10 protein-coding genes and 1 tRNA gene are annotated in these 12,842 nt (G+C 53.2%); all 11 read left to right on the top strand.

The genetic code is table 11. From position 1 onward, the window contains the following. Positions 1-85 precede the first annotated feature (85 nt). The 11 genes from EPN93_03540 (at position 86) to rpoC (ending at position 12,630) form a co-directional block, all read left to right on the top strand. The gene (locus tag EPN93_03540; protein ID TAL38813.1) at positions 86-1,006 is read left to right on the top strand and encodes a septal ring lytic transglycosylase RlpA family protein; all 921 of its coding nucleotides are present in this window, start codon (positions 86-88) and stop codon (positions 1,004-1,006) included. Positions 1,007-1,165: 159 nt separating this feature from the next. Continuing rightward, positions 1,166-1,238: transfer RNA gene (locus tag EPN93_03535), tRNA-Thr, on the top strand. Positions 1,239-1,381: 143 nt separating this feature from the next. Then, on the top strand, positions 1,382-1,534 hold the full coding sequence (gene rpmG / locus EPN93_03530) for a 50S ribosomal protein L33 (protein TAL38812.1): 153 nt from the start codon (positions 1,382-1,384) through the stop codon (positions 1,532-1,534). A 34-nt stretch (positions 1,535-1,568) separates the two neighbouring features. Further along, a complete protein-coding gene (gene secE / locus EPN93_03525; GenBank protein TAL38887.1) occupies positions 1,569-1,751 on the top strand; it encodes a preprotein translocase subunit SecE in 183 nt (60 codons plus the stop codon). A gap of 1 nt (position 1,752) precedes the next feature. Then, positions 1,753-2,295 (top strand): transcription termination/antitermination factor NusG, encoded by a 543-nt coding sequence (gene nusG / locus EPN93_03520; protein TAL38811.1) that lies wholly within the window; start codon positions 1,753-1,755, stop codon positions 2,293-2,295. A gap of 68 nt (positions 2,296-2,363) precedes the next feature. Further along, positions 2,364-2,813: a 50S ribosomal protein L11 gene (rplK, locus tag EPN93_03515; protein ID TAL38810.1), complete on the top strand. Its 450-nt coding sequence runs from the start codon at positions 2,364-2,366 to the stop codon at positions 2,811-2,813. 55 nt (positions 2,814-2,868) lie between these two features. Then, positions 2,869-3,546 carry a 50S ribosomal protein L1 gene (locus EPN93_03510; protein TAL38809.1) on the top strand — a complete coding sequence of 226 codons (678 nt, stop codon included), beginning with the start codon at positions 2,869-2,871 and terminating at the stop codon, positions 3,544-3,546. A gap of 5 nt (positions 3,547-3,551) precedes the next feature. Continuing rightward, positions 3,552-4,070, top strand: a complete 519-nt coding sequence (locus tag EPN93_03505) for a 50S ribosomal protein L10 (protein TAL38808.1) — start codon at positions 3,552-3,554, stop codon at positions 4,068-4,070. A gap of 158 nt (positions 4,071-4,228) precedes the next feature. Then, positions 4,229-4,606 (top strand): 50S ribosomal protein L7/L12, encoded by a 378-nt coding sequence (locus EPN93_03500; protein ID TAL38807.1) that lies wholly within the window; start codon positions 4,229-4,231, stop codon positions 4,604-4,606. Positions 4,607-4,933: 327 nt separating this feature from the next. Continuing rightward, positions 4,934-8,380, top strand: coding sequence for a DNA-directed RNA polymerase subunit beta (gene rpoB, locus EPN93_03495; protein ID TAL38806.1), 3,447 nt, complete (start codon positions 4,934-4,936; stop codon positions 8,378-8,380). Between the two features lie 47 nt (positions 8,381-8,427). After that, complete coding sequence (gene rpoC, locus EPN93_03490) at positions 8,428-12,630, top strand: DNA-directed RNA polymerase subunit beta' (GenBank protein ID TAL38805.1); 4,203 nt, start codon at positions 8,428-8,430, stop codon at positions 12,628-12,630. Positions 12,631-12,842 lie beyond the last annotated feature (212 nt).

The raw sequence follows: 12,842 nt of genomic DNA, 5'->3' as shown, positions 1-12,842 counted from the left end.
ACCCCGAAAACTACTATTTATATAGTAAGGCATTCACCGAAAGTTACCGATAATCCACCTAGAACTGGAGTCTGGAGGTTTATCGATGAAACATGTGGTCCGTGCCGTTATAATAATAATCGCGATACTTCTCATGTTTATGCTGCTCACGGCGTGTGCGCCCGGGAAGTCCCTGACCAAGGATAGTTCAACTGCAATTAAAAAGAAGGAAGCGCCGGTAAACGGCGATGAATACGTATATACCTACCCCGATGAACCCGAGAACGAAATGGTCGATCCCCGGGCGAAACATGCCGGTAAAAAAACCGAGGCGAAGGGACAGACCGATGAAATCATGGTGAGCGGCACCGCCGATACCCCCAGGAAAGAACAATTCTACCAGACCGGCATGGCGTCCTGGTATGGGAGGGAGTTCAACGGTAAAATGACCGCATCCGGGGAAAAATTCGATATGAACGGACTCACGGCAGCACATAAAACCCTGCCCTTCGGGAGTCTTATAACCGTTAAAAATCTCGATACGGGCAAATCTGTGCAGGTGAAGGTCAATGACCGCGGACCATACAAAAAGGACCGGATTCTCGATCTTTCGTTCGGCGCCGCCAAGCAGCTGGACATGGTTTCCACGGGCGAGGTTATGGTGGGAATCAACCTTGTGAAGCAGGAAGGCGACCAGAAAACCGCCGTTCGTGAAGGCGACGAAGTCGAGCCGGTAAGCGGAGATCTCAAAAGCGACGGCGCGGACAAGGGCGGCCGCAACGGCACGAAAAACGACAGCGAGGGCCGATACAGCATCCAGGCCGGGGCGTTCTATTCCCAGAAAAAGGCGCAGGATCTTAAGGTAAAAATAGAATCGATGGTGGACAGGCCGGTGATCCTCATCAAGGAGAAGGAATATTTCAAGGTCCGGATCGAAGGCATACACTCGAAATCTGATGCGACCGCTTTCAAGAAGAAATTAAGCGGGAGTGATATCTCCTCGTATATCATAGAAAACAAGGAATAATCCCCGTTCCCCCTGCGCGCAGACAGCCGGCACTCTTTGCCGGCTGTCTGCGCGCAGGGTTTGACATTATGTCCCATAAAAAATCATCAACCTGATCTATAGTGTGAAAATATTTTGTTGACAAAAAGAGGGTCGATTTCGATACTACATCGCCACTGTGCCCACGTAGCTCAGTCGGTAGAGCATTTGCATGGTAAGCAAAAGGTCACCAGTTCGATTCTGGTCGTGGGCTCTTGTATGTACAACGTGATGCATCTTCGCTGCATCGGTCCTCGGTTTTTCTCGCACAGAGAAAAGGCGTAGTTCTATTAATTGCTTGACGCGGAAAGAGCATCATTTAGTGTGCTCATACTTTATTTTCTGGGTAGGGTCTTTATGCGCGACATTATCTTACTCTCCTGCAAGGAATGCAAAAACCGTAATTACGCGGTCACCAAGAACAAGAAGAACCAGGCTGGCAAGCTTGAGATAAAGAAATACTGCAAGTTCTGCAATCGCCATACTCCCCACAAGGAGACCAAGGCGTAGGCGTACCACTACGTACAGGCAGGGTGTGAGCGTGATTAAGAAGATAATTGGATATATAAAAGAAGCCCGCGAGGAGCTTAAAAAGGTAACCTGGCCGGACAGGGATGAAGTCACGAGCTTTACGATGGTGGTTATCGTATCGGTGGTCGTGGTCTCTATATTCCTCTGGCTGGTTGATTCCGCGCTCATGCAGATAATCAAGCTGGTGATTAGCTGATATGGCGAAGGAGTGGTATGTAATCCATACTTATTCGGGGCATGAAAATAAGGTCAAACTGGCCCTGGAAAAGAAAGTACAGAATCTGCACCTCCAGGAAAAGGTATTTCAGGTAAAAGTACCGACTGTCGAGGTGCCGGAGATAAAGGACGGCAAGAAGCGCCTGAAATCGAAGAAGTTCTTCCCCGGGTACGTGTTGATCGAAATGGAACTCGATGACGAAACCTGGCTCGCGGTGAAGAACACGACCGGTGTGACCAATTTCGTGGGCGCATTCGGCACGAACCGTCCAAGACCTTTGCAAAAGGGAGAGGTTGAAGCTCTTTTCGACCAGATGGGCGAGCAAAGGGCGAAGGAAAAAGTCTCCGTGGTAATGGATTTTGCCGTGGGAGAACACGTGAAAGTAATAGACGGCCCCTTCAACAACTTCAGTGGGGTGATTGAAGAAGTATACCCGGAAAAGGGCAGGCTGCGGGTGAAGGTTGAAATATTCGGCCGCGGTACGCCGGTTGAGCTCGACTTCCTCCAGGTGGGTAAAATCTGACAGTATCATGCGAAGGCGTTTCGTGCGTCACGCATAGCGAACTATATTAGCGAGACAGGGTAATTCTCATGGCACCAAAAGGAAAATCGGCGAAGAAGAAAAAAATCGTTACCATGATAAAGCTTCAGATCACGGGCGGAAAGGCCAACCCCGCTCCGCCGGTCGGTCCCGCCCTTGGGCAGCACGGGCTTAATATCATGGAGTTCTGCAAGGCCTTCAACGAAAGGACCAAGGACCAGGAGGGCACCATTCTCCCGGTCGTCATCTCGGTGTATGAGGACAGGACTTATACATTCATAATAAAGACTCCTCCCGCATCGGTGCTCATTCGCAAGGCGATGGGACTGGAAAAGGGATCAAAGGAGCCGAATAAAATCAAGGTAGGCAAGATCACGAGGCCGCAGCTCGAAGAGATTGCGAAGATTAAGATGCCCGACCTGAACGCCAATACCCTGGATGCGGCGGTAAAGATTATCGCGGGGACCGCAAAATCCATGGGAGTCGAAGTCGAGTTGTAGGCCGGTCGTATCGGAACCTCGTCGTTTATTATCAAGGATGCAATGAGGAAGAGCAATGAATCGCGGAAAGAAAATCACTGACGCCAGAACCAAAGTAGACAAGAACGTCCTGCACAACATAGAAGAGGCCGTGGGGCTCATGAAGGAGCTCAAGTTCGCCAAGTTCGACGAGAGCGTCGAAGTCTCGGTGAAGATCGTGCACAAGAGTTACCAGAATGTGCGCGGTTCGGTATCGCTTCCCAATGGTACAGGCAAGCAGGTCAAGGTCCTTGTGATATGCAAGGGCGACAAGCAGAAGGAAGCGCGGGACGCCGGCGCGGACCTTGTAGGTGCCGAGGATGTCATTGAGAAAATCAAGGGCGGCTGGATAGATTTCCAGGCGGTGGTTGCCACCCCCGATATGATGAAGGAAGTAGGCAAGCTCGGTCCGGTTCTCGGCAAGAAGGGACTTATGCCGAAACCCAAGGCGGGAACCGTGACGGACGACGTCAAGGGCATCATCAAAGAGCTCAAGGGCGGCCGCATAGAATACAAGGCCGATAAAAGCGGAGTGGTGCACGTCGGCGTGGGCAAGGTATCGTTCGAGAATAACGCAATAGTTGAAAATGTGAAGACATTCTTCAACCAGGTAATGAAAGACAAGCCCTCGGATGCGAAGGGAAACTATATCAAGTCGGTGTTTCTCAGCTCGACCATGGGGCCCGGCATCAAGATCAACCACAAGGGGATCTAACGGTAATGGTTAAACAGTATAAAATCGACGAAGTACAGAGCCTGTCGGAAAAGCTCAAAAAGAAGCGCAACATCATCCTCACCAATTATTCCGGCATCAAGGTGAAGGACCTGAGCGATTTGCGCAGGAAGCTCCGCTCGAAAGGCTGCGATTATAAGGTTGTTAAAAATAATCTATTCAAACGCGCCATCAAGGATACCATCGGGATCGACATGGATAAGCACTTGGTGGGTCCGGTCGGTGTGGTGTTCACCGAGACCGACCTGGGTGAGGCCGCGAAGATATTAAAGGATTTCAACAAGGAGATCGAGAAGTTCAGCTTCTCCGTCGGTGTGATGGATAACGTCATCTATACCGGCGAGCAGGTCCGCACAATAGCCGATCTTCCTTCTAAAGAAGTGCTTCTCTCGCAGATCATGTCGCTCCTCAACGGCCCTGCTTCGAAAGTGGCCATTGGAACGAACCAGATCATGGCGTCGCTGGCGAGGGGCATAAACGCTGTTGCAGAAAAAAACGCCCTGTAGTCCGGGCTTGTTTTTGTAATTTAAGGGGTTTGTGATTTCATAATCTGCAGTAATTCTGCGTAAGGATGTGATTACAATGCCTTGAATTACCCTTATAGGTTTTTACGGGATACACCGTATTAACTTGATAAAGTTCACTAAGTATAAGGAGTAACCAAATGGCAAAGCTTTCTGTTCAAGAATTGTTGGATGCGATTGGAAGCCTGACGCTCATCGAAGCGGCAGAGCTGGTTAAAGCGATGGAAGAGAAGTTCGGAATATCCGCCGCTGCTCCCGTCGCCGTGGCCGCCGTCGCCGGCGCGGTTGCCGAGGCCGTGGAAGAACAAACCGAATTTGACGTCATCCTTACGGGATTCGGGGATAATAAGATCAACGTTATCAAGGTTGTCCGCGAAATCACGTCGCTCGGTCTCAAGGAAGCCAAAGACCTGGTTGAAGCCGGCGGTAAGGCGGTTAAGGAAAAGGTTTCCAAAGAAGATGCGAATAAGATCAAAGAGCAGCTTATCGCTGCCGGCGCGACTGTCGAAGTCAAGTAAATCGGACATCGGCATCAGCCGCCTTTTACTGTAGGGACAATAATAGGTTTGATTGCCTGGCAATCAAACCTATTGGCGTCTCTATAATTATTTTTTGACGTTATTTAATTTGAATTTCGGCTTTTTATTGTTATTATTACTCTTGTTCAGAGTAACCGGGGTGAGTAATCTGACTCTTCTACCGTGGGCAGCGGTTTTTCTTAATATAGTACATGTACCATACACCCTTTACCAGAAACTGCAAGCGTTTAAGTGTAACTCCGGGTGCTGAGTCGCCGGACGCGTATTTATTGGGTAAGCAAAAAAAAGTGAAAGGATAAACCTTCCATGCAAAAGGCGAAAATACTGAATTTCGGCAAGATCAACCCTAAAACCGGGCTTCCAAATCTCATCGATATCCAGCTGAAATCATACGAATGGTTTTTACAGGATAATATCGCTCCGGGAAAACGGAAAAATCATGGGCTTCATGCGGTTTTTGAAGAGGTTTTCCCCATCGAAAGCCCCCACGAAGACGTCGTGCTGGAATTTCTTGAATACGAGATAGGATCGCCAAAATATTCCGAGGTTGAATGCAAGGAGCGTGACGCCACCTTCGCGGCACCCCTCAAGGCCACGATCCGCCTTATCAAGAAGGACAGTATGGAGGTACGCGAACAGACTGTGTACATGGGGGACATTCCCCTCATGACGCCCCGCGGAACCTTTATCATAAACGGCGCGGAGCGCGTGGTGGTTAACCAGTTGCACAGATCTCCCGGCATATTCTTTTTCTACGAGGAAGCCGAGCGCGTTTACAACGTGAGGGTGATACCCGACCGCGGTTCCTGGCTCGAGTTCGAAATGGACACCAAGGGCTACGTAATCGCCCGTATCGACAGGAAGAAAAAATTCTCGGTAACGCTGCTCATCAAGGCCCTGGGATATGAGAAAAACGACGAAATAGTGAAGTTGTTCTACACCACGAAGACCCTGAAGCTCAACAGCGAAGAGGCCTTCGATGCGCTTTCGGGCCGCAGGGTCGCGCGGGATATCGTGAGTTCCGAAACGGGCGAGATCATCATCGAGGCCTGCGGAAGGATCAACATCGATATTATTGACAGGCTCAGGGAAGAGAAGGTCAAGGAAGTGGAGTTGATCGAGTTCCCGAACAGCAAGGACGACGCTTTTCTGTTCAATTCATTTGAGAAAGACGAATGTCATACGGCCGAAGAGGCGATTCTCAAAATCCACCAGATTATGCGCCCCGGTGAGCCTTCAAATATCGACAACGCACGCGCGGAATTGAACAGGCTCTTCTTTAATCCCAGGACCTATAGCCTGGGTTCGGTCGGGCGCTATAAAATCAACAAGAAGTTCGGCTTCGACAATAAGGCGGTCACCGCCGAGGTGCTCAGCAAGGATGACATCGTCGCCACGGTAAAATATCTTCTCCACCTCATTGCGGAGGCGGAAGGGTACTACGTGGACGATATCGACCACCTGGGGAATCGCCGGGTGCGTTCCGTGGGCGAGCTCATCATGAACCAGATCAAGGTCGGGTTCCAGAGGATGGAGCGCGTGATCAAGGAGCGCATGACCATACAGGACCTGGACCTTGTCACTCCCCAGGCGCTGATCAGCATCAAGCCGATAACCGCGGTCATCAACGAATTCTTCGGTTCAAGTCAGCTCTCGCAATTCATGGACCAGACGAACCCGCTCGCGGAACTTACCCACAAGAGGCGGCTCAACGCCCTGGGACCCGGCGGTCTTTCGCGCGAAAGGGCGGGCTTCGAAGTCCGCGACGTTCACCCGTCGCATTATGGCCGCATGTGTCCCATAGAAACGCCGGAAGGGCCGAACATCGGCCTTATCGTTTCCATGAGTACGTACGCCCGAATCAACGACTACGGATTTCTCGAAACGCCGTACAAGGTCGTTGAAAAGGGCAAGGTTACCGACAAGATCGAATACCTCACCGCCGACGAGGAAGATAAGTACTTTATCGCCCAGGCGAACGCCGAGATTGACGACCATGGCGTGTTCACCAAGAGCCTCATTCCCTGCCGGAATATGGGCAACTTTCCCTATAAGAAACCCAATGAAATTCAGTACATGGACGTAAGTCCGTCGCAGATATTCTCCGTTTCGACGTGCCTCATACCGTTCCTTGAACACGATGATGCGAACCGTGCGCTTATGGGATCCAACATGCAGCGGCAGGCCGTTCCGCTCATGGTGACCGAATGTCCCCTGGTGGGGACGGGCATAGAGCCGGCGGCGGCATACGATTCAGGTGTGCTTCTCATCGCGCAGCGCGGCGGCGAAGTCGTGAGTGCGGATGCGAGGGTGATCAAGGTGAAAGCCTCGAATGGGGAGACCGACACCTACGACCTTCTTAAATTCAAGAGGACAAACCAGGGAACATGCTTCAACCAGACCCCCATGGTACGGCTGGGGCAAAAGATCAAGCAGGGGGACGTCCTGGCTGACGGGCCCGCGACGGAAAATGCGCGGCTCGCGCTCGGTAAAAACATCCTGGCGGCGTTCATGCCCTGGATGGGTTACAATTTCGAGGACGCCATCCTGATATCGGAACGGCTCGTAAAGGATGACACCTTTACCTCGCTGCACGTCGAACAGTTCGAGATCGAGGCCCGTGAAACCAAACTCGGTCGCGAAGTAATTACCAGGGACATCCCCAACCTGAGCGAGAAGGCATTCAGGGACCTCGACAGCGGCGGGATCGTGCGCGTCGGCGCGTATGTCAAGCCCGACGATATACTCGTCGGCAAGGTAACGCCCAAGGGCGAACAGGACCTCACCCCGGAGTATAAGCTGCTGCACTCGATCTTCGGCGAAAAGGCGCGCGAGGTGCGCGATACGTCATTACGGGTGCCTAACGGCATCGAGGGCATCGTGCTCGACGTGAAGCGTTTTTCAAGGGAAAACGGCGATGAACTGGCCCCGGGCGTTGAGGAACTGGTGAAGGTTTACATTTCTACGAAGCGCAAGATATCGGTCGGCGATAAAATGGCGGGCCGGCATGGGAACAAGGGTGTCATCTCGCGCATCGTTCCGGAATACGAGATGCCGTACCTCCCCGACGGAACGCCGGTTGATATCGTACTGAACCCGCTCTCGGTTCCTTCCCGAATGAACCTGGGACAGTTACTGGAGACCGAACTCGGATGGGCTGCGAAAGAACTCGACCTTCTCGTGGAAACACCGATCTTTGACGGCGCCACGACCGTGGATATAAAAGAGTATCTCAAGAAGGCAGGACTCCCGGAAGACTCCAAATCCGAGCTCTTCGACGGGCGTACGGGCCAGCCTTTTGAGAACAAGGTGATGGTCGGGTACATCTATATGCTCAAGCTCGCGCACATGGTGGATGACAAGATACACGCGCGTTCTACCGGACCGTATTCGCTTGTCACCCAGCAACCGCTCGGAGGGAAGGCGCAGTTCGGAGGGCAGAGGCTCGGGGAAATGGAGGTTTGGGCGCTCGAGGCGTACGGTGCCGCCTACACGCTCCAGGAACTGCTTACGGTGAAGTCGGACGACATGCTGGGCCGTGCCCGTATCTATGAAGCGATCGTGAAGGGCATCAACACGACATCTCCCGGTATTCCAGAGTCGTTCAATGTGCTCGTCCAGGAACTCAGGGGTCTAGCGCTCGACGTCAAGATTTTCGACGAGGCCTCGAACGAGATCAGTCTATCGGAATGGAGCGAAGGATTCACCAAGCCGAAACGCAAGATCAAGATCGACACCTTGCAGAATATCTGACGGAAGGAACACGCTCGCGAATAAATTCACCTGGTGAAGGGAACTATATGAGGGATTTTAACGATTTCAATTCGATTCAGATAAAGCTGGCATCGCCCGACATGATCAGGGAATGGTCATACGGGGAGGTTAAAAAGCCCGAGACGATAAATTACCGGACTCTCAAACCCGAACGGGACGGACTCTTTTGCGAAAAGATTTTCGGAACGACCAAGGAATGGGAGTGTTACTGCGGCAAATTCAAGTCGATTCGCTACAAGGGGGTCGTCTGCGACCGCTGCGGGGTTGAGGTCACCCATTACAAGGTCCGCCGGGAGCGCGGGGGCCACATCGAGCTCTCGTGCCCCGTGGCCCACATCTGGTATTACCGCTCCGTTCCTTCGCGGATGGGGCTCCTGCTCAACCTGACCGTGAATGCGCTCAAATCGGTGCTGTATTATGAAAAATACGTGGTGATTGACCCGGGCGAGGCCGCCGCGGAAAATTTGAAATCCGGCGACACGCTCGACGAAGAAACCTTCAATTATTATTACGAAAAATACGGCGATACGCTTGTCGCCGATATGGGCGCCTCGGCGATTAAGGAGCTGCTGGTCAAGATCGATCTTGACGAAGAATCCAAGAACCTGCGCGCCGAGATACAGGGCAAGGAAACGAAGGTCGACAAGAAGCTCATCAAGCGGCTCGAGATCATCGAGGCATTCCGCGATTCGGGGAACAAGCCCGACTGGATGATACTGGACGTGATCCCCGTTATTCCGCCCGAGCTCCGTCCCATGGTTCAGCTGGACGGCGGGCGCTTTGCCACCTCCGACCTGAACGACCTTTACCGGAGGGTGATAAACCGCAATAACCGGCTTAAGAGGCTCCTCATGCTCAGGGCGCCTGAAATTATCGTGCGCAACGAAAAGCGCATGCTCCAGGAAGCCGTGGACGCGCTCTTCGACAACAGCCGGCGCAAGCGTGCGGTCAAGGGGAAGGGCAACCGTCCGCTCAAGTCTCTTTCCGATATGCTCAAGGGGAAGCAGGGTCGCTTCCGCCAGAACCTGCTCGGGAAACGCGTCGACTATTCGGGACGATCCGTAATTGTCATCGGCCCCGAGCTCAAGCTGTACCAGTGCGGCCTTCCCAAGAAAATGGCGATCGAGCTTTTCAAGCCTTTCATAATGAAAAGGCTCGTCGATAAAGACTATGTGCAAAACATCAAGTCCGCCAAGAAGATGGTGGAAAACGAGAGGCCCGAGGTTTGGGAAGTACTCGAAGAGGTAATTTCGGAACACCCGGTTCTCTTAAACCGTGCCCCCACGCTGCACAGGCTCGGCATTCAGGGCTTTGAACCGGTGCTGGTCGAGGGGAAGGCCATTCGCCTCCACCCGCTGGTCTGCCATGCCTACAATGCAGACTTCGACGGCGACCAGATGGCAGTGCACGTTCCGCTCTCCCCGAAGGCGCAGCTTGAATGCTGGACCCTCATGCTTTCGGCGAACAACCTGCTCTCACCCGCAAACGGACAGCCGGTGGTTTCGCCCACACAGGATATCGTTCTCGGGGTTTATTTTCTGACCTCGTTGCTTCCGGGGGCGCCCGGCGAAGGGTTGTATTTCGACGATGAAGACGAGGTCCTCCGCGCGGTTGATTTCGGACAGATAAAGGTTCGGACGCAAATCAAGTTCCTGATGAACAATGAATGGGTGGATACCACCGCGGGACGACTCGCATTCCAGAAGGTCATGCCCGAGGGATACCCGTTTGTGAATCGGACCATTAACGACAAGGGCCTGTCGGGGATCATCTCCGATATATTCAGGAAATTCGGTCCCACGCACACGGTGAAGGTGCTGGATGACGTCAAGGAAATGGGGTACCATTACGCAACCTATTTCGCCCCGACGATCAGTATCTCGGACATCATCGTGCCCAACGAGAAAAAGGGCATTATACTCGACGCCGACAAGAAGGTCGAGGAAATCGAGAACGAGTTCCGCATGGGATTCATCACGAACGAGGAACGCTACAATCGCGTTATCAACGTGTGGACCAGTACCAACGAAATCATCGCCGAAAAGATGTTCGAGGAGCTCGCGAAGGACCGCAACGGATTCAACCCGATTTATATCATGGCGCAGTCCGGGGCGCGCGGATCGAAGCAGCAGATACGCCAGCTTGCCGGTATGCGCGGTCTCATGGCCAAACCCAGCGGCGAGATTATCGACGTTCCCATTCGCGCAAATTTCCGCGAGGGACTGACTGTACTCGAATATTTCATCTCGACAAACGGGGCGCGCAAGGGCCTTGCAGACACGGCCCTTAAAACCGCCGATGCGGGCTATCTTACCAGGCGTCTCGTCGACATCGCACAGGATGTGGTGATCACGGGAGAGGATTGCGGTACGACGATCGGCATCGACGTCACGGCCATCAAAGAGGCCGATGAAATAATAGAGTCCCTGGGCGCGCGCGCCCTTGGGCGCACCCTCCTCTACGATCTCATCAATCCCGTGACCGGGGAAATCATCTGCAAGGCAGACGAAATCGTCACCGAGGAAATCGCGAAGGTGGTCGATGATCTCAATATTGATACGATAGAAATTCGTTCGGTACTCACCTGCGAGGCTCGCTATGGCGTGTGCTCCAAGTGCTACGGGCGCAATCTTGCGACTGCCCGCCCCGTGGACCTTGGAGAAGCGGTCGGCATCATCGCCGCACAGTCGATCGGTCAGCCGGGCACGCAGTTGACCATGCGTACATTCCATATAGGCGGGATCGCCTCACGTTCGGTAGAGGAGAGCGATATCAGGCTCAACTATTCGGTATTCGTGAAAGATCTGACTTTCCGCACCATCCGGACCGAAGACAAGAAAACGATCTCCGTCCGGCGCGGCTACATGGTCGTGCAGAGGGTCGTGGGCGAGCTGAACCTTAAGGGAGAAACCGAGAATCTGCTCCAGGAAGGTTCCAAGATTTACGCGGGAACCGCCGTCGCGCGCGGAAGCGGGGGCGAAGAATACACCGCAAAGACCTCGGGCATACTGAAATACGACAAGAAGAAAATATACGTTCTTGGCGATCCGCACTCGATTCCCATCAATGTGGGCACCGAAATCTATGCCAAGGAAGGGAAGTTCTACGAACGGAACGAGATGCTCGCATCGTTCGACCCCTGGCTCGAGCCGATCGTCACAGAAAGCGCCGGCAAGGTCCAGTTCGTCGATATCGAGCTTAACAAGAGTCTCCGCGAGGAGATGGACCACCTGACGGGTAACGTGAAAAGGGTCATCGTAGAGTACAAGACGGAAAAGCTGCAGCCCCGGATCGATATTTACCCCTCATCGGGTGAGCCGACGACGTACCTGCTTCCCAAGGGGGCGCACCTCATGGTCGTAGAGGGCGATACCGTCAAGGCGGGGGCGATCCTTTCAAAGATCCCGCGCGAGGTGGAGAAAACAAAGGACATCACCGGCGGTCTGCCCAGGGTTGCGGAGCTCTTCGAAGCGCGCACGCCTAAAGACTCGGCGACGCTCTCCGAACTCGACGGTACGGTAACTATCGGCGACACCTCGAAGAACAAGCGCAAGATCATCATTTCCGCCGAGGACACTACCCAGAAGGAATACTCAATCCCGGCGTCAAAGTTCCTGCGGGTCCAGGACCGCGACTTCATCAACAAGGGCGAAAAGATCGACGATGGTCCGATAGACCCGCACGATATCCTCCGGATCAAGGGTCCCCGGGAGCTCCAGAAGTTCCTGGTGAACGAAATCCAGGGAGTGTATCGGCTGCAGGGCGTGGCAATCAACGATAAGCACATCGAGGTGATCGTCCGCCAGATGCTCAGGAAGGTCAAGATCACGGATCCGGGCGACACCACCTTCGTGGTGGAACAGATTGTCGACAAGTTCGATTTCATCGACGAAAACGACCGGGTCGGGCAGGAGGGCGGGAAGCCCGCGACCGCGATACCGGTGCTCATGGGTATTACGAAAGCGGCGCTCAATACGGAGTCCTTCATCTCCGCGGCTTCCTTCCAGGAAACCACGCGCGTGCTCACCGATGCCGCCATAAAGGGCAAGGTTGACCAGCTGCGCGGTCTCAAGGAAAACGTCATTATCGGCCACCTCATCCCCGCAGGCACCGGGGTCCGGGAGTACCGGAAGGTCGACGTGTACCAGCATGAGGAAGGCGACCTTGAGGGGATCGCACCCGAAAAAGTGGAAGGGCAGGAGATACCCGTAGAGCAAGAAAATTCTTGACAAAAAACCGTTGGAAATTTCAGAGTTATGCTCTCAGTTTTACATTAATTCTGTATAGTGGCGGGGGAGAGCGGTGTGCGGTTCCCCCTGTAAAGAATACCGGTTATTGTCCCATACGGGGAGTAAAACCCTCGACTTCAGTCGAAGACTTTAGTATGCTTGCGGGATGGAAAACTATCGTAGGTCAAGTCACTCGATATACGATATAAAGT

The organism is Spirochaetota bacterium, from assembly GCA_004297825.1.
Classification (GTDB): Bacteria; Spirochaetota; UBA4802; order UBA4802; family UBA5368; genus FW300-bin19.
The sequence above is the reverse complement of the archived record's forward strand: the minus strand, read 5'-3'. Positions and strand labels throughout refer to the sequence as shown.